Source organism: Streptomyces sp. NPDC006430 (assembly GCF_040612395.1).
GTDB lineage: Bacteria > Actinomycetota > Actinomycetes > Streptomycetales > Streptomycetaceae > Streptomyces.
In genome coordinates, this window is sequence record NZ_JBEXQA010000034.1 from 1 (window position 1) to 25,402 (window position 25,402).

Below are 25,402 nucleotides of genomic sequence, written 5' to 3' on the forward strand. Positions count from 1 at the left end.
GGGCCCCCCCCCCCCGGGCCCCCCGCCCCGCCCCCACCTCATGTTATAACCGGTCTCCCCGCCCCGCCGGCGGCGCGGGGGCGCGCGCGCGCCCCCCCCCCCCCCCGCGCTCCCGCGCCTGGCCGGCACGATGGTGCCCCTGTCGCTGCTCCTGACGACGGTCCACGCGGGACACTCCCTCGCCGTCGCTGGCAGCGCCGGCGCCGGGTACGCGCTGGGCGGCGCCGTCGGCGGGCCCGTCGTCGGACGGCTCATGGACCGGGCCGGCCCGAGCCGGGTGCTGCGTGTGACCGCACCCCTCGCGGCGCTGCTGCTGATCGCGGTGGCGCTCGGGGCCGAGGCGGCGCCGGTGCCGGTGCTCCTCGGGGGTGCCTGCGCCGCAGGACTGACCACCGCACCGGTGGGCGCCTCGATGCGGGCCCTGTGGCCTCACCTCACCGAGGACCCGGCGCTACGGCGGCGCGCCTACTCCTTCGAAGCGACCCTGAGCGAGCTGCTGTTCGTTCTCGGGCCGACGGCGGTCACGCTCTTCGGCGCCCTCGTCGGCGCCGGCAGCGCCCTGCTGGTGACCGCGGTGCTGCTGGGCGCCGGGGGTCTGGGGTACGGGCAGGCGTCCGCCGTACGCCGCCGCGCCGGCGCGTGCCGCCGTAGCGGAGGCGACGACACCTCCGGCGGCACGGACGCCGAGTCCGCGGGAGCCCCCCGTCGGGGACCCGGACGGGTCGCGGCAACATCGGTGCTGGTCGCCATCGCGCTGACCGCCGCGCTGTCCACCGCGCTGGCCATCGCCGTCACCGCCGCCCTCCGGGACCAGGGCTCGGCCGCCGAGTTCGCGGGTACCCTCGTCGCCGTGCAGTCCGTGGGCAGCGTGCTGGGCGGCCTGGTGTACGGCGCCCGCGCGTGGGGCGGAACCACCTACCGGCGCTACATGAGGCTGCTGGTCGTTCTGACCCTCGCGCTGGCCCTACTACCCCTGGTCCGCCCCGCCCACGCGGCCGGGCTCGACGCCACCTGGACGGCCGTACTGCTGGGCGGTCTGCTGCTGGTGAGCGGACTGCCGATGGCACCTGCCGGCGCCGAGGAGTTCCAGCTCATCGGCGACATGACCGCTCAGGAGAAGGCGACACAGGCCTTCGCGGGCATCGGCAGTTTTATCGCGGTCGGTGGTGCGACCGGTTCCGCCGTGGCGGGCCTCGTGGCCGAACGGCTCGGGGCGACGGCCGCGTTGGCACTGCCAGCCGTCTTCACCCTGGCCGCCCTGATGGTGAGCCTGGCAGCCCGCGGACCTATCCTCGCGGCTGTGGCAGTACCCGAGCCGCCGGGGCCCGCCACCTCTCCTCCCGACCCCGAACACGGAGAACAGCTCGTATGACCACCTCCTCCCACCCCGCCGGGCCCGGCGTACTCGCCCTCGTCGAGAGCCAGTTGTCCAACTTCGGGCTGACCCCCCTGCGCGCCGCCAGCGAACTCGGCTTCCACACCGTGCTGGTGAGCAATGACCCCGACCGCTACCGCGTCGTGAGCCTCGCCGAGGAGGTCTTCGCCCAGCACATCGACGAGATCGTGCGTACGGACACCAACTCCGTCGACGCGGTCGTCGCCGCGCTGGAGCCGTTCCGCACGGACGGCAGGCTGCGCGGCGTGCTGACGGTCACCGACTACAACATCCCGATCGTTGCCGAGGCGGCCGCCCGCCTCGGCCTGCCCGGCCTCGACCCCAAGGCTGCTGCGACCTGCCGGGACAAGCTCCTGATGCGGCAGGCCTGCGCGGCGGCGGGCGTCGCCGTCCCCGGCTTCCACCAGGCGGTGGGCGAGGAGGACGCGCTGGCTGCCGCCGACCGCTTCGGGTACCCGTGCGTCGTCAAGCCGATGACGGAGTCCGCGAGCATCGGCGTGACCCTGTGCCGCACCCCCGACGAAGTCCTGGCCGCCTACCGTGAGATCAGCTCCAAGCCGACCGACTTCCGCGGTCAGCCCCGGCGTCCCGGAGCCCTGGTCGAGGAGTACCTGATCGGCTTCGAAGTGAGCGTCGAGTCCGTACTGGTGGAAGGCGAGCGCGTCTTCCTCGGCGTTACCGACAAGGCCCTCGGACCTCACCCCCACTTCGTGGAGATGGGCGACACCTTCCCCTCGATGCTCAGCGCTCCCGTGCGCGAGGAGTGCGTCGACCTCGCCCGCCGTGCGTTGGAGGCCGTGGGCCACGACTTCGGCGCCGCGCACGTCGAGGTGAAGATGACCGCGAACGGCCCGTTCGTCGTTGAGGTCAACGGTCGTATGCCCGGCGCCGAGATCACCCAGCTGATGCGCGAGGCGACCGGCATCTACCTCCAGCGCGAGGTGGTCCGGCTGCACGCGGCGCAGCCCGCCGACCTGACCGCCACCCGCAGCCGGGCGGCTGCGTCCCGCTACCTGGCCGCGCGAGAGAGCGGCATCCTCACCTCCATCGGCGGAGCGGACCTGGCCCGCCGCGTCCCCGGCGTCGTCGACGTCGACCTGGAGGCGCACCCCGGCGACACCGTACGGCCCGCCGAGAACAACCTCGATCTGCTGGGCTACGTCGTCGCGGTGGGCGATACCACTGGCGACGCGGTGCGCCGGGCGGAAGCGGCCCTCGGCCAGCTGACGCCCGTGATCGACGGCGCTGGCGCGCCGGCCGGCGGCCGGCGATGACCGCCCCGGCGGCCCGTTCCGCAGCGCCCGACGTGGTGGTGGGCCGAGCCCTGGACGAGGCGGGCACGGAGCGGTGGGACGCCCTCCTCGGGCCGCGGGGTTTCTACGCCGCGAGCCCCTGGCTCCGACACGCCCAGGCCACGGCCGACCCCGCGCCCTACTACTTCACCGCGTCCCGGGACGGCGGGGCCGTGGGCGTACTGCCCGGCTACCCGTTGCACCCCGGCACACCGTTCGTCTTCTGCAGCCCCGGCCGCGTCGTCGACACCATCCACCGCGAGGCCACCGGGGAGGGCGCGCCCTGGGCCGCCGAGTTGCTGCCCGCCCTGGCCTGCGGCGGCCGTAACCCCTCGCACACGAAGGTGGGCCTGGCCGGCGACCTCGGGTCGGACGGGCAGCAGGAGGTACTGGCCGCACTGGTGGAAGCCGCCGAAGACGAAGCCCGGCAGGCGGAGCTGGAAGCCGTATCGTTCCTGTACGTCGACGAGGACGACGCACCGCTGCGCGCCGTGCTCGACGGACGCGGTTATGCCGCGCTGCCCGGCCAGACCGCGTATTCCCTCGCCGTCCCGGAGCAAGGCGGCTTCGACGCGTACCTGGCCCGCTTCGACGCCCGCCGTCGGGGCAAACTGAACCGCGAGCTGCGCGCCTTGGACGCCGCCGGTGTGAGCTACCGTACGCAGCCGCTCACCGAGCAGCTGATCGAGGAACTCGCCCCGCTGGAACTCGCCCTGTACGCCAAGTACGGCACGCCGGCTGACGCCAACGCGTTCAAGGCCGTACTGCGCAGCGTCGCCGCCAACGCCGCCTCCGCGGCCCGGGTCACCACGGCCCACGTCGAAGGGCAGCTCGCGGGGTTCGCCCTCACTTTCACGCATCGCGGCGAGCTGTACGCGCGGCAGGCCGGGTTCGACTACGCCGTACAGGGCAGGATCCCGCTCTACTTCGGCCTCGTCTACTACGAGCTGCTGCGGCTCGCGCTGCGCGAGGGGATCTCACACATCCACTACTCCACTGGCTCGGACCGGGCGAAGCTCTCGCGCGGCTGCACCCCCCGCCGGCAGATCGCCTACGTCAAGGCCCGGCGTCCCGGGCTGCACGAGCGGCTGGCATGGCTCGCCGAGCGGTGCGCCGACTCAAGGCGCGACGCAGCGGGTGATTGTCGCTGAGAACTCGTGACACGATCTTGGCGCCGGCCTTGTGGGCGCTGATCGAGCCGCTACTGCGGCCCTGGCCAGAGAGGTCACCAGGGCCGCGGCCGGTAGCCGACAGCACCGGCCGAGGGAGCGTCCTCCAGGGCGCCAGGTGGAACCGTCCATCGGCGATCGCGTCGTCCTCAGGGCACAGCCGCCCCCTGTCCGAAGCGAAAGGAGCGTGTGTGCCGGTCTCCGCCGCTGTTCCCGTCGCACGCCGGAACGCCGTACCCCCAGATCGCCGGACCGCCGGACCGTAGCTCCGACGAATCGGTCTGCTCAAGGCCGCGACCGGTGATCCTCCGGGAAACACAGTGGATGCTGCTCGCCGCCTGGCGCGGGTTGATCGCACTGCCCGTCCTGACCCCTTTCTGGCCGTACTGGAGCAGCCTGCTGTGAAAGAAATGCGATCACGGACGACGTACTGAAGGAAGGGACGGCCGCCGGGCGGCCGAGCTGGGTGTCGACCTCGCGGTCGACCGGGCCCTGCTGCTCGCCCTCGCCGGGAATTCCGCGCACGGCTCGCCGGGCCGGGTGCCGGGGTCGCGTGACGAGGCCTCTGCGTGCGTCCTCCACACGCGCCGATCACAGCGGCTGCCCAGCGGCCGACGTGGCCGCCACCTCCCGGCAGGACGAATGAATCCGCCGCCTCACCAGACGAACGGATCCGCCGTGTCACCGGCCGAACGGATTCGCCGGTGGCACGGTGTTGTTGCGTACGTCCCGCACGCTGGGGTGGCGTCTCCGCAGCTCGCGCTCCAGGCGCTGGTGCAGCGTGAACCAGGAGGCGGGGCAGCCGTGGCAGGTGCCGCCGAGGCGGACGGTGACGATGCCGTCGTGCACGTCGACCAGGTCGATGCGGCCGCCGTGGGACCGGGCGAAGTCACCCACCTCCCCGGCGAGGACCTCCCGGGCCACGTCGGACAGCCGTGCATCGTCGTCGCTGGGGGACGTGCCGGTGACCGGGACCCATCCGGCGGGGTCGTCGAGGGAAGCGTGCAGCGCAGTACGCACACGGGCGCCCTCTTCGGCCCAGGTGCGGTCCGCGCCGAGACCGGTCACGACGGCCGCGCCCTCCAGGGTGATCCGGGCGAGTGTGCCGTCGGTCAGCAGAGCGGCCAGCGGTGCGGGTACCCGGCCGAGCGGGCCGGTGCCGGTAAGGACTCCAGCAGGGATGACCCAGCGCACCCGGTCGGGCCGGCCCGGCACCTGCTGCGGGTGTACGGGGATCACGGCCAGCTCACCCGCCCAACAGGACGGTGGCCGTGCGGGCCAAGTAAGCCATCAGCCAGGCCAGTACGGTCAGGTAGGTGAGGGCGGTCAGCGGCCATCTCCAGGTGCCGGTCTCCCGGCGCAGGACAGCCACGGTGGCCATGCACTGCAACGCATAGACGAAGTAGACGAGCAGAGCGGCGATGGTGGGCGCGGTGAACACCGGCTCCCCGGCCCGGGGCCCGTCCGGGTACGTCATGGCCCGCAGCGCCTGTTCGGGCTGCTCGGGGTTCTCGGCCGCGGCGACCTGTCCCAGGGTGGCAACGAAGGTCTCCCGGGCGGCTTGGGCCGACAGCACGCCGACGTTGATCCGCCAGTCGAAGCCCAGCGGATCGAAGACGGGGGCGACCAGACGGCCCAGGCCGGCGGCGTAGCTGTGGTCGATGCCGTAGGCGGACACGGCGACGCGGTCTGTGGTGTCGACACCGGCCCCGCGCAGCTGCGCATCCGAGTGCAGCGGCAGGTTCAGCAGCAGCCACAGAAGGACGCTGGTCGCGACGATGACCGTCGAGCACTTCTGCAGAAAGGCCCGCGCGGAGGACCACATCGCCACCAGCACCGCGCGCGGGGCGGGCAGCCGGTAGGGCGGCATCTCCATGAAAAATGGCACCGGCTGTGCATGGCGGTCGCCGATCTTCTTGAACGCCCAGGCAGCCAGCATCGCGGAGACGGCACCCAGCAGGTACAGGCCGAACATGACCATACCCTGCGCACCGAACGGGCCCAGCTTCGCCGACGGGTCGACGAGCAGGCCGATGAGCAGCACGTATACCGGCAGGCGGGCCGAGCAGGTCATCAAGGGTGCGGCCATCATCGTGGCCAGGCGGTCCCTGGCCGAGGGCAGCGTTCGGGTGGCCATGATGCCGGGGATCGCGCAGGCGAGCGACGACAGCAGCGCTACGAAGGCCCGGCCCTCCAGGCCGAAGCGGGCCATCACCCGGTCCATCAGGAACGCCGCCCGGGCCAGATACCCCACCCCCTCCAACAAGGCCAAGAGCAGGAACAGCAGCACGATCTGCGGGACGAACACCAGCACGCCGCCTACACCCGAGATGAGGGCGTCTCCGAGCAGCCCGGACAGCCACCGATTGCCCACATGCGCGTCCACCAGGCCGGAAAGCCACGCGAACAGCGCCTCCACCCAGCCCTGCAACGGTGCGGCCACCGTGAACACGGTCTGGAAGAACAAGGCCATGACCGCGAAGAACACGGCCGTCCCCCACACCGGGTGCAGCAGCACGGCATCGATGCGCTGGGTGACCCGGTGGCGCTCGGGGGGCCGGTAGCCGGCGAACATCAGGACCGATTCCGCCCAGGCCTCCCGCTCGCCCGGATCGGTGGGCGGCGGCACGGCCGGGGCCGGCCAGGTGCGCCAGGTGGTGAGCTGCTCGCGCAGTTGCGCGATGCCCAGTCCGCGGTGGGCGATCACAGGCAGCACCGGCACGCCGAGCGCCTGCGCACACGCTTCGACGTTCAGAAGGCCCTGTCGTCGGGCTAGTTCGTCGGTGAACGTCACCACCACACAGGCCGGCAGCCCGCGGGTCAGGACCTGCGCGACGAACCCCAGGGAGCGCCGCAGCGTGGTGGCGTCCACCACGACGAGCAGGGCGTCCGGGCGGTCCGCTCCTGACAGCCGGCCGTCCAGCACATCGACGGTGATCCGCTCGTCGGGGCTGACCGGCTCCAGGCTGTAGGTGCCGGGCAGGTCCTCGATCACATACCGGTGGGCACCCGTCCGTGCGGTCCCGACGAAGCGGGACACGGTCACCCCGGGGTAGTTGCCGGTCCTGGAGCGCAGGCCCGTGAGGCCGTTGAAGACGCTGGTCTTGCCGGAGTTGGGGGCGCCGACCAGGGCGATCCGCGGTGCCGCTACGAGGGTGGTGTCCGCGCCGCCGGTGTCGTGGCAGCCTGCCGTCACCGCTCCACCTCGACGATGTGTACATACGCCGCCTGCGCCCGTCGAAGACACACCTCGTAGTCCTTGACCCTGTACAGAACCGGGTCACGCAGCGGCGCCCGGCGTACGGCCTCCACCACCGCGCCGGGCGTGAAACCGAGATCATGCAGCCGGCGGACCACGGCGGGCGCCGTGTCCGCGACGACCCGCGCCACCGCGGCGCGGGCACCGGGGAGCAGATTCGCCAGAGTGCGCGGCACGGCGTCCATGACGGAGGCTCCCCGGTCGCCTGCTTCCTCGCACACCCCGCTAGGAACAGTCATCTGCGTCTTCCTCACAGTCAGAACGTCGAGTAAGGCGAGGCTAACCAAATCTGCGCGACAGAGGGGTGGGGCGGGCAGCCCTCCGACATGGGCCGTACGGCCCCATCGATCAGGACCACAAGACCCTCCGGCGAGCACACCGTCCGCGCCGCCGGGCATGCCAATCGGCTGGTCAGCCGCCCCCTTGGGGCCGGATCAGGCCGCGGTAGGCCTCGGCGTCCGCCGTACGGACTGGGACCAGGTCGTGCGCCTGAGGCGGGTGTTCCCGGTCGGCTCGGTGGAGGTGGACCAGAAGCGGAAGGGTGGGGACCACGGCCCCGCTGTACTCCGCCGAAGACATCGCACTACTACCGCTCGTCCGCCCCTTGGTGGATGGCGGGCGGTGCGCACCGTCACAGCGGGCCGGCGCTCACCGCTCGTCGGCCTCGACCCCGTGGTCCTGCGCCAGGACTGGGTGCTGCTGGCAGAGGTGGCGCGGATCGCCGGGACACGGGTCGGCCACCGCGCATGCAGTACGTCCGAGGCGCCTGTCGCGATTGCGGCACCGCGCAATGTCCGGCTCCGGAGGACGACCAGCGGCATGTCCCGCGGACATGGCCGTCAGCGTCTTCCACGTCAGCGCCGGGCGGGCGGGTGCTGGCACGGCCACGGTGGGCTGATCGGCATCGTCGCCGCTGGCGGGCCCTGCACCGTTCCTGGCAGCCTGGGGCCGTCGTAACCCTGTCGGTGGGGCTGATCGCCATGGCCCTCGGCGGGCTCGTCGCGGCCACGGCCTACGGCGGCCTCGGCACCGGTATCGGCCCGGGCGGGCATACGTCGGCCTGCTGGTGGGGCTGGTCGCGACGTTCCTCGGCGGACGGACCCTGAAACCGCGCACTGGCTTTGTTCTTCTGAGCTTGCGGCCGTTCTCCCGCACTTCGTTACTCGACATCTCGAAGCGTGAAGAACGGCCGCGTCACGTACACCCAGATCCCGAAGATCTCAGCAGGTCGAGTGACCGACGGCTCAGGCGACAGCGTCGCGGATCGGCGCCCAGGTGGCACCGGTGAGTGCGGCCACCGCCTGCTGCTCGGAGAGCGGGGGAGCAGCACGGGTCGGCTTCGGCGTGTCGGAGCCGCTGCCGCCGCCGGTGCTGTTCCACTGCACCAGCTGAAGCTGCGCGCCGGTCGACTTCAGCGTCACCGTCACCGTCCAGCGGCGGGCGGTGTCGGCGCGGGCCGGGTGTTCGGCCGCGTTCTGCTCCGACATCACCACGGCCCCGCCGGGAATCGCGGCGCTGCTCGGCAGCTCGCTCAGCGTGCAGGTGTCGCCTGCGGCACGGGCGGGCGTCCGCTCGCAGCTCAGCCCGTCGCCGTCCCTGAGTGGCAGCTTGAGCCGCACGGCCGAGACGCCGACGAAGGCGGCGCCGTGCCCGTCGTCGACGACCAGTCCACCGTTGGCAACGTACCCGCCGGACGGATCCGAGGGGTTGTTGCTCTGTCCGGTCACTTGGCTGAACCGGCCCCCGGGGAGCGTCTCCTCCAGGGCCTGGACCATCTGGGTGCCGGTGATCGCGGAACGGGGCATCGCCAGCGCCACCGTTTCGATGTCGGACCCGGCGGAGTGGGTCCCGGCGAGCGCGCCAGGGATCACCAGGCCGCCTGCCGCGATCACGGCGCAGGCACCGACCCCGGCCAGGACGCCGGCGCTGCGCCGGCGCCGGCGGCTCCGCCCGCGCTGGACGGCTCCGCTCAGGAGCGCGGTGAGGTCGGGTTCGAGGGAGTCCGTCGTGCGGTCCAGGGCATGTGCGAAGTCTGCTTCGAACGGCATGGTGGCATCACTTCTCTGTCGTTGACGGGGGCGTTGCGGCGGCATGACCTGCGGCACCGGTGCTCACTGCGGAATCAGATCGGACAGGCTGTCGCCGAGCAGCGCACGCAGCCTGCCGAGTGCCCGGGTGCCCTGCGAGCGGACCGCGCTGCTGCTGAGCCTGAGCATCTGGGCGGTCTCCTCGATGCTGTGGCCTTCCCAGTAGCGCAGCAGCAGCACCGCCCGGTCGCGGGGCGGCAGTTGGCCGAGCGCGTCCAGCAGGGTGATCCGCAGTGCGGCGTCGGGGCCGGACTCCGGGCTGTCGGGCAGGTTCCCGATCGGGCGCTCGCTGGTGCTGCGCCGACGCCGCAGGCTGAGGAAGGTGCGGACCAGAACCGTCTGGGCGTAGGCCGCCGGGTTGTCTGCACCGGCCACCCGCTTCCAGTGCACGTACACCCGGCTGAGGGTTTCCTGTACCAGGTCCTCGGCAAGATGCGTGTCGCCGGCCGCGAATGCGTACGCCGAACGGTAGAGCGTCTTTGTCCTCGCGGCCACGAACTCCAGATACTCATCCTCCTGTGCTGATTTCACTCGGTCCCCACCTGTTCGCATGCTTCGTGATCCCAGTGCATACCCCTCATGACTACGTGAGACGTCAGGATGTCGCGCGGGCGGGAGCTCCTTCTCCTCCATCACTGATGATCAGGATGTCCGGGTCACCTGTGTGCCAGTGCCCAGCGGTGACCAGGCGCGCGGTGAAGCCCCCGAGGTCACGTGGCAGTGCCACTATGGTGCGGCGACGGTCGTTGGTGCGTGCCTGGGCTGTGCGGTGCGACGCTGGGGCCTCTTGGAGCGTCCACGCTCAAAGTTCGCCGGCGCGCGGACACTGATACCGGCGGCTTGGGCCAGCCAAGGCAGCCACTCCGTGCTCTACTCGGGGTCGGCCGCCCGGCGCCACAGGCAGCAGGTGTCCGTAGGGACTCCTGTCCTCGTCGCAGAACGCCGACTCCATGACGTACGGGCGTGGGGCGCGGCCTGAACACGGGTACTCGAGGGCGGTTCACCGGCGACCAGTAGGATGACGATGTGTCAGAGCCGGGCCTGAGGGGCTGGCTCGAATGGATCACATCGAGAGAACAGGGTGCTCAGGTTGAAGAAATTAAAGGCTGCCGTTGTCGCCATCGCCACCATGGCAGGACTGGCCGTGGCCGTCACACCGGCTCAGGCAGCCGACACCTGCAGTGCGGGGGGCGGTGGCAAGTACATCTGTGATTACGGCGTAAAGAAACATGCACTTCCGAACGGCGAGAAGGAACAGTTCCTAGTCGGCCTCGACTATGCGGTGTGGACGCGCTGGACCGTCAACAAGCAGTGGACTGGATGGGTGTCCTTGGGCATGCCCGATCCATCCGGTTCTGCTCGCGCCGCGAGCGATATCAACGTGAGAGATGATCAGTCTCAGGGCAACTTCCGAACGGACATCTACCTCCGCAACAGCAACGGTGCCACCGTGAGCAGGACGCGCCTCGCCCTCGGGTCGGGCTGGCTGCCCTGGGACTTCCCCAACTGCTGCTGACCGGGGGTTCCTTCCTCTGGATCGTGGGTGATCCCATGGTCGGCTGCGGCGCCCGATCGGAGAGGTGAGCCTGAGGTCGCATGGGCTCCTTCCGTCGGCGTTCGTCGGGGCCCGCGCCCTCGGGGTGGCGCGGGCCCCGACGGCGCGGCAGCAGCCCGGATCCGTCCTGTCTGACTCGACCGGGGGCTGCCCTTCCTGTCTACGGGTCCCGTCGCGCCCACGCGACCGGCGGCGGGCAGCACGCCTACGGCGACAACTCGTTCCGAGGGCCACCCGGCTTGGCCGCCGTTCGCTACTCGACCGTGTGGTCCAGGCCGGGAAGCTCCGGCGGGAAGTACCGTGAGGTCTGGCACCCGCCTGACTGCCCGGTGGGCTCCGAATGGTCGCAGGTCTCCCCGACAGGCCGTCACTCGCCCGCACGACCGAGTGCTTGGGCCGACGGCATCGGACGGACACGGTGCGGGCTGGGGTGCTGAACGTTGCGGCAGTGTCGGCACATGCTCGGCCAGCCCGTTCGCCTCCAGGCCGGCGGCCACCGCCGCGGCCTCCTCGTAGCTGGCGGCCTGGTCCGCGCTCGCCAGCAGAGCGCATCTGGTGATCAGAGCAGCTGGAAACTGAGCTGGAAGCCGAGCTCGATGAACCCCAGCGCGATCGCCGCCTTCCTCGACGCAGGGACGCGGGCTCGCCATTGGGGCAGAAGGTCTTGCGCGAGCGCATGCCGAACCGCGGCGGACCCGGTCGCGCGGGCAAGGCCCTTCCGGCGCCAAGCAGGCGAAGTCAGCACGCTCACGTGAGCCGTCGAGCTCGGCCATTCGCGGTAACCAGCGGCCGCGACGACCTGACCGTCGGTCCGCAGGACGAACGCGGGTGAGGTGATCTCGGAGAGGCCCGCCTCGCCCGCGTCCTCCGCCCCCGCAGCCTGTTCGAGGCGGTCCAGGTCCGCATGACCGGCGGGCAGTTCCTCCACGCGTAGCTTTGCAGGCGGCGCCGGTTGGAAGTCATCGGCCACGACATAAGCGAGTGCGGCAGGCCCGAGAACCGCTCCGATCGGGACGACTCGCCCCACCGCCTCCGGGTCTGTCAGCTTGTCGGCAGGCAGTCCAGCCACGGCCTTGCGAATGCGGGCGCCGGCTTCCTCGCTCGGAGCCGTCACGATGGCCGCTCCACCCAGGAGCACGATGCCGGCCCATCCGGGCGGGCAGATCCTTGACTCGGGAGAGGCGACGACTCTGACCTCGCCTGCAGCACCGAATGAGACCGGCATCGACGCCAGCTCCCGCCACAAGCCTTGGGCCCTGACCAGCAAAGGAGCTGCAGACATGAACCGATCCTGCCAGATCTACGTCGCTGCGCGTGCCGCGTTCGGTGCAGGAGATCGCCGCCGGCCAGATGGAACGCAGAGGACCGGCTCACCCACGCGCACACCCCGCAAGGGGTAACCGCTGGCGGTATGGCCACGACGCGCTGGGGACGCCGAGTGGGACGATGACACAACGGCGACCGGGTGGGACCGCACCGGCCTCTCTCCCCCGGCCCCGCGAAAGGCGCGGCGCCGTTGCTCTGTTCGGCCCACATCCTGGCGCCTGAGATCGCGTCCACGACTAGCGTCTGTTCCATGAGCGGGCTGAGAGGGCCGGGCGATGGGCAGGAACACGCCCCGCTGCCCGACGAAATCCACGCCAAACGCGGGAAGCGCCTGGACGATGTCGCCAAGATCCTCGCCGGGGCCCTGGTCACCGTAGCGGGCGTCATGACCGCTCTCGGGCTCACCAGCGACGTCGTCTTCGTCGCGCTCAACAACGAATCGTGGCCCATCTACGTGGCGTCGCTCTGCGCCATTCTGGCGATCGTCTGCAGCATCGTGGCCTTGCTGATTCGTCCCACGCGGCGGGGCAACATGTGGGAGACCGCCGTGCTCATCCTCGGAGTGATCTTCTACATGGTCGCGCTGAGCGTGGCGGTGGTCGGTGCCGCGAAGGCGGCGGGCGGGAACGGGCGGCCGTCCATCATCGACGTCAGCCTCACGGGGCCCCGGTCCGATCCGAGGCTGAGGTTCGGCGTGCACGCCGACGGCGTCGACACATGGGCCACCATCGAGGTGTACGCGTACGCCGTGGATGCGGACGGGGAAGCTCTGAAGCCGCCGGTGGACTTCTTCCGCAGCAATCTCCGGCCCGATGACCGGGGCGTGATCGAGCACCAGGTCGACACACCGGTCACCATTCCGGCCGGGGCGTGGGGCATCGCCATCAACGCCGTGGCCGCCAACGGGTCGGACGTTTGCGAGACGCGCGCGGAACGCGGGCCCACATGTGTGGTGATCCAGCTGCCCTGACGGGCCTCAGGCCGGCGGGCCCAGGCCCGGGCACCCCGCCGATAGCGGCTCGCGACGTGTACGCGGTCCTCATCGACGTACTCGGACTGTGGGGGTTGCTCCGGTAGGACGGGAGTCGCGGGCTGGCTCCCGCTAACTCCGTGCCATGGACGAACCTTCTGGCCGCTGCCACCGGACGAGTGCCTGTCCACCCTCCTCAAGGGGTCCGACCAGGATTGGCCACGCCCCGCCCACGCCCTCGACTGGACCTGCCGCCAGACCCTCGACCACCTCGTCCTCGGCCGCCTGACCGACTCGCCGGCCTGCTCATCGCCGCCCCCACAACCGCTACATCACCCTCTTCGTCTCACTCGACCCCCAGGCCCCCGTCCCCGCCTGCCTGGACGGCCTCCGGATCGCCGCGTCCCTCCTCACCTCCACCGTCCGCAACACGGCTGCCGAAGCACGCGCCTGGCAGCCCTGGGGGCACTGCGACACCACCGGTTTCGCCGCCATGAGGATCATCGAACTGGCCGTCCGCACCTACGGCATCACCCGCGCCCTCGGCCTGTCCTGGGCCCCACCGGACGGCCTCAGCGCCGCCAACCTCGCCCGCCTCTTCCCCGACGTGCCGTCCAGGCACCGCCCGTCCGACGCTCTGCTGTGGTGTACGGGGCGCATCCCGCTTCCTGGCGTGCCCCGGCGCGCGGAACGGCAGCGGGACGGAACCGTGCGCTAACCCGCCCGCGCCATCAGGACCAGTGCCACCCCTACCCCTCCGGCGGCCACCGCCCGCTTCCTCGCGAGACCCACAGCAGCGCGGCCCGGTAGCTGCCTGTACCGGGAATGTGGCGGGACACGCCTCGTCGGGGAGACGCTCTTTGAGGTGGGGAGATTCAGGGTCCCGGCCGTAGCGGACGGTGGTGAGTCCGCCGACGCGTGTCCCTCGATTCGGGCACCCGTCGGGATTGACCGAAAATCGCCCACTCGAAGGAAACTGACTCCGCAGCAAATACGTTCGACGGTCTGTCAGAGGAATCAAGGAGCTCCACCCAAGGAGTAACACCGTGCGCATCCTGTTCACCGGCCCCGCTGCAGCGGGCCATCTGTTTCCGATGGTGCCGACCGCCCAGGCACTCCAGGCCGCCGGGCACCAGGTGTTGTTCGCCGGTTCGGCTCCGCTCGACCAGATGCGGCAGACCGGGCTGCCCACCGTCGAGATCGGCGACGGCTCGACGCTGATGGAGGCCTTCCGGCACGCATCGGACGGCACCGATCCGCAGTTCGTCACGAACGGCAACAGCCCGGAGGACATCCAGCGGGTGGCCGCAGCCGGTTTCGCCGCACACAGCCGGGTAACCATCGACGACTTGCTCGCGGTCGCCACCGCCTGGCGGCCGGACCTCATCGTGCACGCCGCCTTCCAGGCCGCCGCCCCACTTGTCTCAGCGTCACTCGGCATACCCGCCGTCGTACACAACTTCGGTGTGATGTCCGGCTTCGGCATGGTCGGCAGGCTCGCTGAACTCCTGGCGGACGAATACCAGGCCCGCGAGGTCGAAGGCCCGGCCACCCGCACCGTCCTCGACGTCGTGCCCGCCTCCCTTGGCGGGGACGGCACCGGCTGGCGGGTCCGCTACGTGCCGTACAACGGCGGCGGCACGGTGCCCGGCGACCTCATAGCCCGCGGCTCCCGGCCCCGGATCGCCGTCACCCTCGGGACGGTGGTGACTAGGTACGCGGGCGTCGACCCGGTCACCCGAGTGATCACCGAGGCCGCCTCCGTCGACGCCGAGTTCCTGCTCGCCGTCGGCGACACCGACCTGAGCCCGCTCGGCACGCTTCCCGCCAATGTCCGCCCGCTGCCCTGGGTACCACTGGCCCAGCTACTGGACACCGCCGACGCGATCGTGCACCACGGCGGTTCCGGCACCATGCTCACCGCCGCCGCCCGGGGCGTCCCCCAGCTGATACTCCCGCAGGGCGCCGACCACTTCATCAACGTCGATGCCGCGACGGGCCTGGGCTTCGCCCTCCGCGCAAGTGGCGACAGCGTGGACGCAGCCCTGCTCAGCAGCCTCCTCACCGACGAAGACCTCCGCAAGGCTGCCGCCGCCACCCAGGCCGACATCAACGCACTCCCCTCCCCCACCGACCTCGTCTCTTCCTTCGAGGCCCTCAGGTAACGCCGGCCACACGGGCGCGGGAAACTACGCGACTAACCACTCACGCGGCGGTGCGTGGTTGGCAGCGCAGTTCTCCGCGCCCGGACCGTCACCGCCCACGGGCAGTTGTTCCCACGCCTCTCTGCAGGTCCTCGGTCACCAACCGTACGAGCCGCTGCGCGTTGGCCTGCAGATCACGCGCAAGCACAGGGTCCAGGCGCGTCCATCAGCGCATCGTCCGTTTGTCCGGGAAGGGCAAGAGCCCGACAGCCCCCAACTGCAGTTCAGACCCGTGGCACAGGATCAGTAGCGCACCAGGGGCTCGGCGAGCGTGCGGTGGCAGACCTCGCGGACCGGCCTCCTCTCGACAGCCGGGGCACCGGCCGAGCGAGCTCGTTCCAGTCGCGCCCGACGAGCGTCAGGCTCGGCTCGGGTGCTGTTGGAAGAGGGCGACGATCAACCGCCGATCGGCCGCCCCGACCGGAGACGGACCCGGATGATCAGGCGATTGCGCAGCGGGCAGGCCAGGCCGGCCTACGACGCGCCCCACCCCAATCCGTAACTTCACGACCTTGGGCTAACGGACGGCCGCCGGGCGAGTTAACCGGCCGTGCCTGGCACGAGGACCGGCGCCGCCTGTGCCCATGCTGGCCCGGGGGAACGCCCCGGACTCCGTGCAGAAAGCGCAACCCATGCAGCCCTTCCGCCATGTGCCGTTCCGCAGACCCTTCGCCGTGCCCGCACTCGTCCCGGCGCTGCTGCTCGCCCTGCTGTTCGTGCTGTGCGCTCCGCCCGCCCGAGCGGAGGGGCCCTCCGGCGACCCGGTCGTCGCGACGCTGGCCCAGGCCGCGGACCCGTTGTCCACCACCGATCCGGTCGGCGGGTCGGCCGACCTCACGCCGCTGGGCCGCGCGGTCGGCGACTCCGTGATCGTGGGCGTGGGCGAGGCCACACACGGTACCCACCAGTTCTTCACCCTCCAGCACCGCATCTTCCGCCACTTGGTGAAGGAGAAGCACTTCACGTCCTTCGCCCGGGAGGCGGGCTGGAACGCCGGGCTGCGCATCAACGCGTGGGTGCTCACCGGACGGGGTGACATCCAGCAGATCATGCGGGAGGTCTTCCAGAGCTCGGACCGCCTCTGGAACAACCAGGAGTACCTGGACCTGTTTCGGTGGATGCGGGCCCACAACACCCGGCACACCCAGAAGGTGCAGTTCACCGGCAACGACATCGCGCCCGTCGAGCCTCAGCTCTACGACCGGGTGATCGCCTACGTGGCCCGCCACTACCCGGGGCTGTACCCGACGATCACCGAGCTGTACCGCGGGCACCCGACCGGGAGCGTGCTGGCCGCCACCCGGGAGTTTTCAGCCCGTCCCCAGGACCAGCGCCTGGACCTGGCCCAGCGCGCCCAGCAGGCGTACGAACTACTGAAGGCCCAACGGCCCGGAGACGACCGCAAGGCGTTCGAATGGACCGTGCAGGACGCCCGAGTCATCGCCCAGGACACCCGCTTCTACTCGTTCGACTCTCTCGACGAGGACCAGCTCATCCAGCAGGACCTCTACCGCGACACCCAGATGGCCGCCAACCTCACCTGGTGGTACGAGCAGACGGGCAGCAAGACGCTGCTGGCCGCCCACGACGGCCATATCGCCTACGTCAGCAACAGTCCGTACTACCCGCGGCCGGAAGGCGCCTTCCTGCGCGACCGGTTCGGCAGTGGCTACACCAGCATCCGAACGAGCTTCGGCGGCGGTTCCTTCGTCGCCTACGACGCCAACAGCACCCAGGACCCGGTGCCACTGGGCGTCTTCGCCGTGGGACCCCCCGAGCCGGGCTCCAACGAGTACACGCTGGACAAGGTGCCGTACCGCAACTACCTCCTGGACCTGCAGACCGTCCGCCCACCGGCCCGACAGTGGCTGACCGTGGCCCGGCCCACGTTCGAGATCGGCGTGCTGTGGCCGTTCCCGCTGCCCGACACCGCACTGCGCCCGAGCTCCGACCTGCTGATCCACCTGCACCACGCCGACGCGGCACACCTCCTGCCGGAGTAGCGGCCGCCGCGGCACCAGCACCTGCGACCGAGCGACGGCCCGGTCCACTACGACCAGGCCGCCGCCACCTACCGAAGCCCGCCGGCGCCCGCCCGACGACCACTTCCGAATCACCTCAGCTTCTGCCACCAGCCGACGACCCCGACCGGACGGTGACCGTCACCGTTCCTCACCGGCCGTGATGGAGGGATTTGCGTGCACCGCCCACCGCTGCGTTCCGTCATCCTCCGAGGGCTCGTACTCGTCCTCCTGCTCGGCCCCGGGCTGCTCGTCACCCCTGCCTCGGCCGCCGCCCACCACACCCCGGCGCCCTGGCCCGACCACGGCAGCACCCTCTTCAACGTTCTTGACCAGGCGGTTCAGCAGGGCTCGCCCGGCGCCCTCGCCCAGTCGCGAACGGGCCACGACGTCCGCAACACGGTGGCCGGAGTCGCCGACTTCCGGACCGGTGAACGACCCAGGGCGCAGATGCGGTTCCGCATCGGCAGCGTCACCAAGACGTTCGTGGCGACCGCGGTCCTCCAGCTCGTCGCCGACCGCCGCCTCCGCCTCCGCCTCCGCCTCGACGACACCGTGGCGGACGTCGTTCCCGGCGTCGTCGACCGCAACGGCAACGACGGCTCGGCCATCACGATCCGCATGCTGCTCAACGACACCAGCGGCCTGTACGAGTACACGCAAGACCCCCGGATCGAGCAGATCGTGGTGCAGGACCCGGCGCACTGCTTCACCCTGCGGGAACTGGTCGACGCCGCGATCGACCACCGACCGGATTTCGCCCCCGGCACCTCCTGGGCATACTCCAACACCAACTACTCGCTGCTTGCCATGGTCATTGAGAAGGTCACCGGCCAGTCCTACGGCGACCGGATCACCCGCCGGATCCTCCGCCCCCTCGGCCTGGCCGCCACGTCCTTCCCCGGGTGTTCGCCCCTCCTCCCCGGCCCCCGCCTGCACGGCTACACCAAGCCGGACCCAGCCAGCCAGAAGGTCCAGGAGGTCACGGACGTCACGGAGTACAACCCCTCCTTCGCCGCGGGCAACGGCGACATGATCTCCACGGTCGGCGACCTCAACCGCTTCGACTCCGCCCTGCTCCGCGGGCGACTACTGCCAGCCCAGCTGCTGCGCACGATGCTGACTCCGACCCCAGGCTCCTTCCCCCAAACCGACACGTTCCGATACGGCCTCGGGGTGGTGATCGCGCGGACGCCCTGTGGCGTCACCGTCTACGGCAACGCAGGCTCGATCCAGGGCTACGCGACGTGGATGAGCGGCACCCGCGACGGCCGGCACACCATGTCCTTCGTCCTCAACAACGACTGGCTCGACCCGACCAACAGCATCATCCAGGCGATCACTGCGGAGTTCTGCACCGGCTGAGCCCGACGGGTGACCAGTCGCCCCCCAGCTACAGTGCGCGGACGCAGCCGGTCGCGAGCGAGTGCCGTCTGCCGGATCTCGATGTCCTCGGCGATCGACGTCGCCGGAGTAGCCCTCGTTGAAGACGAAGGAGAGGCCGCGCAGCACGGTGGCGACGTCGCCAGCCTGGTCGACCCGCACGCCGGGGACGGTGCGCTTGGCCCGGCTGGTGCGTTGCGCCATGGTCGCCTCGGGCGTCAGGTGGGCCTGGGTGGTCTGGCGGTGGTCAGTCCGCCGGCGGAGCGCAGCGGCAGGGTGACGGCGGACGATGGCGGACGACGGTGGGCGCACAGGAAGGAGAGCTGGAGGGCGTAGTCCAAGCGTGGGCGCGGGCCCGGGCGCCGGGCTCCTCGTGACGAGGCCCTCACGTCGGCGGCGGGCGGCGTCGCACAGGATCCTCGTCCGCCGCGACGTCGGCTCCGCAGCGGACGAGGATTGCGAGCACGCTCGGTGCCAGGCTTCGGGGCAGGACCTCGTTCACCTGACAGAAGCTAGAGTTCGATCGAGCGGTACTCGTCCAGCACGGCGAAGCCGGTGCTGTCGTACAGGCCCATCGCGACCTCGTTGCCGCCGAAGACGTTGAGCATCAGAGCCTCGTCCCCACCCTGCCGGGTGGCCCACTCGCCGACCGTCATCGCGGCCCGGCCGTAGCCCTTGCCGCGGTGCTCCTCGTACACCTCCAGCGAGAAGCCGAAGGTCACGCCCGGCAGGAAACCGTGGCTCACCCAGCCGGTGCCGATCACCTGGCCGTCGGCCTCCATCGCGTAGAAGGCGTGCCCCGGGGTCAGGTATCCCTGCGGGAGGTGCCGGGCGAAGTCCTGGTCGGACTTCTCCTTGGCCTGCTCCGGGGTCAGAGCCCCTGCCCGGACGATGTCCGCGATGTACGCGGCCTCCTCACCGGCGTACCAGCCGGGGTACTCCTCCTCGGTAAGCCGTCGGACCGTCAGGCCTGCTGGCAGCTCGGGCTGTTCGGCCGCAGCGCGCATCCGGTTCTGTCCCCGCACGGGGTAGTCGGCGAACGCTCCCGCTCCGCCCGTGAGCCGCACCTCCACCCGCTGGGCGCCGTGCTGAACGCACCACCGCTCGGCCCACTCACGCCCCTGTGGCAGCGTCAGGTCGTGGATCCGGCCCACGGTCGCCCCGTTGTCCTCCGTCACCCCGACCGCGATCCACCCGGTGCCGTCCGTGGCCACCGTCCAGGCATCGATCCCCTTCACCGCCCGTTCCAGGAGCGCCTGCGCCAGAGGCTCCGAGCACCCCGCAGCCCGGTACCCGGCCAGCACCCGCTCCTCGAACCCGCCCCGCCACTCGCCCTGGTCAGCCACGATCTCTATCTCGTTCATCCTCCCACCCTAGACAGGGGCACCGACAGAACGCGCCGTGCGTCTCTCAACGCAACGGGCTCTCCACGGTCTCTGCCGTCAGACGGGGTTTGCAGGCTGCCATGGGTTGGCGATCGTGCTGGCCCGGCATCGGTAGCGGCTGACCGTGACCGATGCGATCCGGAACAGCTCGATCCCGTCCGCTGCGATGGGTCTCCACCGCCCGGTGGAGGTGGTGAACCGGCGGCGGACGTCGCCCCAGCTCCATCGGTGACGTTCCCGCGGCGTGCGGATGTGTGCCGGAACCGGAGGAACGCAACTGGGGGGCGTTCCTCCGTGTCGGCGGTCCGTCACGCGCATCGGCGGCTCAGGAGCGGCACCGTTCCACGGCCTCGTTCGGCTGGAGCACTGCTCCTGCCGGTCATGGATGTATGCGGAGAACCAGGGGCAGCCCGCGGCTTCGGCAACGCAGGCCCCGGAGCCACGTACGCGACCTCCGTGGAAGGAAGCCAGGCGTATGGCATCAACGGCCAGCCTCGATGCAGGTAGTGACGGGTCCGCGGGAGCTGAGGCCGGCATGCGCCGATGTGCACAGGGGCTGGCCCTGGCACCGGGGGTGTTGTCCTCGGTGCCAGGGCTTCTTGATGCGCTGATTTTGGATCTTGCTGGTTGTTCCGTGCTGAAGCGGTCCGGCGGTGCGTCTACCGAGCTGAGTTCCTGTTCACGCGAAGGGGATGGTCAGAACTGAGCCGGATCCGACCTGGATCGTCGACGGCCCGTTGCCCAGTGCGCTCCAGACCTCGACACGGATGGTGCCGCCGTTGAGGTCGCCCAGAGTTCCAGTGGTTGAGAGCAGTCCCTGCCTGGCCGAAGAGTAGTCCTCCCACCCTGCGATGGGGTCGGTCGCGAAGTAGCGGAACGTTTCGACACGGTCGAACGTGCCGTCACCCGTCAGGTCGTAGGACACGCGAACCTGCTGTGCGTAACCGACGGAAGTGCCGGCGTCCACCTTGAAGTTGAAAGCAGTCGCGGATCCCGACTTCCAGGTGCCCTTGACGTTCTTCACCTCGTAGACCAACGGGTTCTTCGGGGTTCCGTCGTTGTTCGCGCCACCGGCCGACGGGATGATGTCGGAGGAGGCCACCGAGCCCGCCGAGGTGACGAGTCGACCGCCCGTCTGTAGGTAGAAGGTGTCCCCCGTGACGTACGGCGGGGGAGCGTCTCCCGTGGTGGCGACGGTCAGACTGCCGCTGGCGGGTCCGACCTGATTGGCGGTGTCGCGGGCCTTGACGCTGTAGGTGTAGGGGGTGCCGGGGGTCAGTCCGGAGTCGACACAAGTGGTGCCGGTGACAGTGGCGACCTTGATGCCGCCGCGGAAGACGTCGTAGTTCTTGACGCCCTTGTCGTCGGTCGCGGCGAGCCAGCTCAGCGTGACGGAGGTGTCGGTGACGGCGCTGGCGGAGGGGGTACCGGGCGCGGTGGGCTTCTCGTCGGACGGCGGTTCCTCACCGCCGCCACCGCCACTGGCGCCGCAGAGCGTACCGAGCTCAGTGTCGTCGCCCGCACCGGAGGCGGTGGACTTCGCAGGGACGTTCAGCACGCTGCCGTCGGAGAAGCGCACCGAGCACTCCTCAGTGCCGTAGTTGTGTGCGACGTACGTCTTGGTGCCGCTCTTGTCGAAGACCACGGCCGAAGGCATGTTGGCCGTGACCGTCATGTCCGGTGCGCCGATGGAGTTCATCGTGGCGACCCAGTGATAGGTGTGGGCCTTGGTCTCGCCAGCCTCGGGAACGTAGCCACCGTTCCACTGGTTCCAGTAGTCCATGGCCTTCACCGGGTCGTACAGCGCCTGGACCTGCCAGAAGACGTCCTTCCATTCGACGGCGGGACCACCGTTCTCCCTCTCCATCTCGGCAACGCTGCGGCGGAGCATGCCCTTCTCCCGCGCCAGGTGAAGCGAGCCACCAGTCACCGGCAGGAAGTTGATCCCGTGGATCTCCTCAGGGTTGGCGGTCCACCAGGTGGCGTAGGCGCCGCCGCTGCTCCAGACCATGCCGACGACGTCGTGTGTGAAGTCCTGCGGGTAGACCTGCTGGTCGGCGTCGAACCAGTACTGCGCGATGGACTCCGACTCCGTCATCATCATGTAGACGCCCTGGTCACGCAGCGCCTTGTCACCCGAAGCCGAGCCCCACATGATCAGGCCGGCGCTGAGGTTGATGGACTCAGAAGAGGACTCCTGGTTGTTTCCGGCGGCGAAGGCCTCGTGGCCGGCGGCCCAGCTGTGGCCGGCGTAGACGTCGAATCCGCGGAGGAAGGGGTACTTGGTGCCGTCCCGGGCGGGGTTGGCGGCGTCCTTGATGAGTTCCTTGACCATGCCGCCCCACTCCGAGTCCGCCGCCCAGGCGGGGTCGTACTGCGCCACTACGGCTGCGGCCATCACGTAGTACGAGTAGTGGAAGTGGTGGTCGTTCAGCTCCTGGTCGCTGCCGTACGAGGCCGGGTAGCCGATGAGAGTGCGCCAGTCCCTGTCGTAGGAGAACTCGGAGGGCCCGCCGACGGTGAACCACTCCTCCATGCGTCCCTTGATCAAAGCGAGCAGCTTGTCGCGGTCGGCCCCGTCACCGATCTGGTCCGCGATCGGGACGAGTTGGGCGAGCTTGCCCAGGGCCTTTCCGGTCCAGTAGGTGTCGATGGCGCCGCTGAGGGGGTCGCCCTGGGTCAGGACCTCGTTGATGTAGTTCTTGAGCTTGGCCTCGTCAACACCCGCGGCGCTGGGAAGCCCCGGGAGTACACCGTTCACGCTCTGGACCGTGGTGAAGGAGGTGCCTTCGCGGACCTTCATCTCACCGCGCGAGGAGACGTAGCTGTAGTCGGTCAGGGGGTCCGTTGTGTGCAACCACTGATGGCGGTAGAGCGCCTGAAGCGTGCCGGTCTCGGCGCCCTCCTTGGCCTGGGTGGTCAGCGAGTAGGTGGCCTTCACCTTGCCGTCGCCCTCGACGTACTCCCAGTCGACCTTGGAGCCGGTCACGAAACTGAAGGCGTACTTCTTGTAGTCGGCGAGGGCATCCGTACTGGGCAGGACTGCCAAGGAGAAGTAGTCCTTGGTGCCGAGGTCGGCTCGGATCTCGGCACCCGTGACGGTCCAGTCGCTGCCGCTCGGGGCGAACAGGGCATAGTGGTGACCGGCGATGGTGACGCCCAGAACGTTCCCCTGATCCGCGAAGACAGTCGGAGGGGCTGCTGCGCTGATCTGCGCCGCGCCGCCGGTTCCCTCCGCGTACACATAGGGCATTCCGTGCCCGATGGTCGCCCTGAGAGTGCGTGCGCCGTCACTCCAGTAGGGGGTGACCGTCCAGTCGCTCCACCCGTCGGCCTTGGTGTCCGGCGAGTTGAGGCCCGTCAGGCCGAGGGTCAGATCAGCCTTGTGGGGGAACTCGTACTGGCGTCCCCCTCCGACGATCTGATGCGCGGTGGGGTAGCCGACCTCCAATCCTCCGGAAACCGCCTTGTAGGTGAGCGGATGACCGTACATGTTCTCGGACCACGGGTTGCTGGAGAACCTCTGGAAGATGAGGGAAGACCACCAGTCGTTGGTCGGCACCGGCATTTCGGCCATGGCGGGCGTGACCTTGGGCTTGACCGCCTGACCCCCGTTGTTCGACGGACCCTGGCGGCCCGCGGGGCGGACATCGCTGTAACTCCCCTTGCCCACCTCGATGGTGGCGGCGGAGGCAACACCGGTGCTGACACTGGCGGCAAGAGCTGTCGCAGCCAAAGCGGCCGTGGAGAGTAACGCCAGACTTCTTCGGGGTTTCATACGGAACCTCTCTGAGAGCGCTCTCAGGACGCCGACAACGTAGGGTCGCAGCGACAGATGGTCAATACTTCACGCCGGTGCCCGTCCCCGAAGCAGGCTGGCTCCAGTCCCGGATACGCGAAGACGCCCGGTCGGGAAATCCCGGCCGAGCGTTCTCGTGCGTGTACTACGTGCCCGCTGGTGGCTTAGTACCAGTGGTGGGACTGCCAGAAGTTCCAGGCGCCGACGGGGCTGCCGTAGCGGGAGTTCATGTAGTCCAGACCCCACTTGATCTGGGTGGCCGGGTTGGTCTTCCAGTCGGAACCGGCGGAGGCCATCTTCGAGGCCGGCAGGGCCTGGACCAGGCCGTAAGCACCCGAGGAGGAGTTGGTGGCGGTGTAGTCCCAGCCGCTCTCGCGGGAAACGATGTTGTTGAACGCCGCGAACTGCGCCGGGTCCTTGATCATCTGCTGGGCGATCGCCTTGGCGCTCATCGGGGCCGCCTGGGCGGGAACCGTGGCGAGCATGGAACCGGCGACACCGAGGGCGACGACGGTACCCGCGAGGGTCTTCTTCGAAGCGGCGATGCGGCGGATGACGGAGTTGGACACGGACTACCTTCCGAAGGGAACAAGGACGGTCGCGGCATGCCGAAGACATGCGTGAGCCACTCACGCGATGGAGAGGGGTTCGTCGGCGGCGGGTGAGGACCCGTGCCGCCCGGCGACTCATCCAGTTCTACAGACGCCCCGACCCCCTGGCAACGACTCCTCTTACTAGGGGCCCTCGCAGCCGGCGACCAACACCCCTCCCCCACCTCCGGGCGGATACGTGCAGGTGGAAGCCGGTATCAGATAACAGAAATCGAGCCTTCGGAGACTACTAGCCCGGTTCGTATGTGACGTGGGCCCTATGGGGCGAGTCACCTCCTGGGCACCCGAATCTCACCGAGTGTCATCGGTCGTACCCCTTTGCGTGGCGCGGCTGCAGAGCTGATCCCGGAAGGGACCACCCGGCCCCGGACCACGGTCTGGCACCGGTGGCGAGGCCCTGCACACCTGGGCGTTCTCCTACTCCCGACGACCGCCGGGTCCAGCGTGAGGCAACCGCCCGCTCGGGCGCCGTCGTCCTCGGCCGCCGGCTCTTCGACCTGGTCGACGGGCCGAGCGGCTGGGAAGACACATCCGGCTACGGCGCCGGCAAGGTCGGAAAACCCGCGTTCATCGTCGTGAAGAGCTCGCCGCCGAATTCGGTGCGGCTCACCGACCTCGACCGGACGTTCGTCACCTTCGGGCTGCCCGACGCCATTACCGCCGCACGCGAGCGCGCCGAAGCGGCGTCATCGGAATGCGGCAAGGACCTCGACGGCGTCCTCAAGGTCGGCGGCGCCACGATCAGCTCGCCGCTCGATGCCGGGCTGGTCGTAGCGCAGACCCGTTACAGAGCGCACCCCACCCGCTACCCTGCGGGCCGTCAAGGCTCTCACTCCGCTGTCCCGGAAGGTGATGCGACGGTGCAGGCTGCCGTCGTCGAGCGGGACGCCACCGGACCTGAGGTGCAGCGACCGTAAAGCAGCTGTGCCGGGCCTGCCCCGACGT

At 70.0% G+C, this 25,402-nt stretch carries 19 protein-coding genes and 2 pseudogenes; 11 read left to right on the top strand and 10 right to left on the bottom strand.

Going from position 1 to position 25,402, the window contains the following annotated elements; genetic code table 11:
- Window positions 1-130: 130 nt before the first annotated feature.
- Genes ABZZ20_RS31095 through ABZZ20_RS31105 form a run of 3 tightly spaced genes read left to right on the top strand, consistent with a single transcriptional unit; the run spans window position 131 to window position 3,839 of the window.
- Window positions 131-1,372, top strand: coding sequence for an MFS transporter (locus tag ABZZ20_RS31095; RefSeq protein ID WP_356875357.1), 1,242 nt, complete (start codon window positions 131-133; stop codon window positions 1,370-1,372).
- Window positions 1,369-2,670 (top strand): ATP-grasp domain-containing protein, encoded by a 1,302-nt coding sequence (locus tag ABZZ20_RS31100; protein WP_356875359.1) that lies wholly within the window; start codon window positions 1,369-1,371, stop codon window positions 2,668-2,670. Before ABZZ20_RS31095 ends, ABZZ20_RS31100 begins: the two co-directional genes overlap by 4 nt.
- Entirely contained in the window at window positions 2,667-3,839 is a 1,173-nt protein-coding gene (locus ABZZ20_RS31105) for a GNAT family N-acetyltransferase (RefSeq protein ID WP_356875361.1), read from the top strand. The genes ABZZ20_RS31100 and ABZZ20_RS31105 overlap by 4 nt, the downstream gene beginning before the upstream one ends.
- A gap of 699 nt (window positions 3,840-4,538) precedes the next feature.
- On the opposite strand, the gene ABZZ20_RS31110 is transcribed toward ABZZ20_RS31105, so the two are convergent.
- Genes ABZZ20_RS31110 through ABZZ20_RS31120 form a run of 3 tightly spaced genes read right to left on the bottom strand, consistent with a single transcriptional unit; the run spans window position 4,539 to window position 7,355 of the window.
- Window positions 4,539-5,096, bottom strand: coding sequence for a NifU family protein (locus ABZZ20_RS31110; RefSeq protein ID WP_356875363.1), 558 nt, complete (start codon window positions 5,094-5,096; stop codon window positions 4,539-4,541).
- Between the two features lie 7 nt (window positions 5,097-5,103).
- Window positions 5,104-7,053 (bottom strand): ferrous iron transporter B, encoded by a 1,950-nt coding sequence (locus ABZZ20_RS31115; protein ID WP_356875365.1) that lies wholly within the window; start codon window positions 7,051-7,053, stop codon window positions 5,104-5,106.
- On the bottom strand, window positions 7,050-7,355 hold the full coding sequence (locus ABZZ20_RS31120) for a FeoA family protein (protein WP_356875367.1): 306 nt from the start codon (window positions 7,353-7,355) through the stop codon (window positions 7,050-7,052). The genes ABZZ20_RS31115 and ABZZ20_RS31120 overlap by 4 nt, the downstream gene beginning before the upstream one ends.
- Window positions 7,356-7,862: 507 nt before the next feature.
- Between ABZZ20_RS31120 and ABZZ20_RS31125 the strand changes: the two genes are divergently transcribed.
- Window positions 7,863-8,222, top strand: coding sequence for a DUF6223 family protein (locus ABZZ20_RS31125; protein WP_356875369.1), 360 nt, complete (start codon window positions 7,863-7,865; stop codon window positions 8,220-8,222).
- Between the two features lie 138 nt (window positions 8,223-8,360).
- Here the strand turns inward: ABZZ20_RS31125 and ABZZ20_RS31130 are convergent, their stop codons facing one another.
- Together ABZZ20_RS31130 and ABZZ20_RS31135 are read right to left on the bottom strand one after the other, a co-directional pair.
- On the bottom strand, window positions 8,361-9,164 hold the full coding sequence (locus ABZZ20_RS31130) for a hypothetical protein (protein WP_356875371.1): 804 nt from the start codon (window positions 9,162-9,164) through the stop codon (window positions 8,361-8,363).
- Between the two features lie 63 nt (window positions 9,165-9,227).
- Entirely contained in the window at window positions 9,228-9,734 is a 507-nt protein-coding gene (locus ABZZ20_RS31135; protein WP_356875373.1) for a SigE family RNA polymerase sigma factor, read from the bottom strand.
- 559 nt (window positions 9,735-10,293) lie between these two features.
- On the opposite strand from ABZZ20_RS31135, the gene ABZZ20_RS31140 reads away from it, so the two are divergent.
- On the top strand, window positions 10,294-10,719 hold the full coding sequence (locus ABZZ20_RS31140; protein ID WP_356875375.1) for a hypothetical protein: 426 nt from the start codon (window positions 10,294-10,296) through the stop codon (window positions 10,717-10,719).
- Between the two features lie 598 nt (window positions 10,720-11,317).
- Here the strand turns inward: ABZZ20_RS31140 and ABZZ20_RS31145 are convergent.
- Window positions 11,318-11,872 carry a GNAT family N-acetyltransferase gene (locus ABZZ20_RS31145; RefSeq protein WP_356875377.1) on the bottom strand — a complete coding sequence of 185 codons (555 nt, stop codon included), beginning with the start codon at window positions 11,870-11,872 and terminating at the stop codon, window positions 11,318-11,320.
- A gap of 462 nt (window positions 11,873-12,334) precedes the next feature.
- Here ABZZ20_RS31145 and ABZZ20_RS31150 point away from each other — a divergent pair, with 462 nt between their 5' ends.
- From ABZZ20_RS31150 to ABZZ20_RS31170, 5 genes are all read left to right on the top strand, one after another.
- Window positions 12,335-13,054, top strand: a complete 720-nt coding sequence (locus ABZZ20_RS31150) for a hypothetical protein (RefSeq protein WP_356875379.1) — start codon at window positions 12,335-12,337, stop codon at window positions 13,052-13,054.
- Between the two features lie 493 nt (window positions 13,055-13,547).
- The gene (locus ABZZ20_RS31155; protein WP_356875381.1) at window positions 13,548-13,772 is read left to right on the top strand and encodes a hypothetical protein; all 225 of its coding nucleotides are present in this window, start codon (window positions 13,548-13,550) and stop codon (window positions 13,770-13,772) included.
- A 328-nt stretch (window positions 13,773-14,100) separates the two neighbouring features.
- Window positions 14,101-15,219, top strand: a complete 1,119-nt coding sequence (locus ABZZ20_RS31160) for a glycosyltransferase (RefSeq protein ID WP_356875383.1) — start codon at window positions 14,101-14,103, stop codon at window positions 15,217-15,219.
- A gap of 671 nt (window positions 15,220-15,890) precedes the next feature.
- A complete protein-coding gene (locus tag ABZZ20_RS31165) occupies window positions 15,891-17,261 on the top strand; it encodes an erythromycin esterase family protein (protein ID WP_356875385.1) in 1,371 nt (456 codons plus the stop codon).
- Window positions 17,262-17,456: 195 nt separating this feature from the next.
- Window positions 17,457-18,644 (top strand): serine hydrolase domain-containing protein, encoded by a 1,188-nt coding sequence (locus tag ABZZ20_RS31170; RefSeq protein ID WP_356875387.1) that lies wholly within the window; start codon window positions 17,457-17,459, stop codon window positions 18,642-18,644.
- Between the two features lie 93 nt (window positions 18,645-18,737).
- Here ABZZ20_RS31170 and ABZZ20_RS31175 read toward each other — a convergent pair.
- The 4 genes and pseudogenes from ABZZ20_RS31175 to ABZZ20_RS31190 all read right to left on the bottom strand — a co-directional run.
- Window positions 18,738-19,164, bottom strand: a pseudogene (locus ABZZ20_RS31175) (RNA polymerase subunit sigma-24); the annotation flags it as partial.
- 10 nt (window positions 19,165-19,174) lie between these two features.
- Window positions 19,175-20,026 (bottom strand): GNAT family N-acetyltransferase, encoded by an 852-nt coding sequence (locus tag ABZZ20_RS31180; RefSeq protein WP_356875389.1) that lies wholly within the window; start codon window positions 20,024-20,026, stop codon window positions 19,175-19,177.
- Between the two features lie 700 nt (window positions 20,027-20,726).
- On the bottom strand, window positions 20,727-23,825 hold the full coding sequence (locus ABZZ20_RS31185; protein ID WP_356875391.1) for a glycosyl hydrolase: 3,099 nt from the start codon (window positions 23,823-23,825) through the stop codon (window positions 20,727-20,729).
- A 185-nt stretch (window positions 23,826-24,010) separates the two neighbouring features.
- On the bottom strand, window positions 24,011-24,415 hold the full coding sequence (locus ABZZ20_RS31190; protein WP_356875393.1) for a transglycosylase SLT domain-containing protein: 405 nt from the start codon (window positions 24,413-24,415) through the stop codon (window positions 24,011-24,013).
- Between the two features lie 421 nt (window positions 24,416-24,836).
- Here ABZZ20_RS31190 and ABZZ20_RS31195 point away from each other — a divergent pair.
- A pseudogene (locus tag ABZZ20_RS31195) lies at window positions 24,837-25,227 on the top strand (dihydrofolate reductase); the annotation flags it as partial.
- Window positions 25,228-25,402 lie beyond the last annotated feature (175 nt).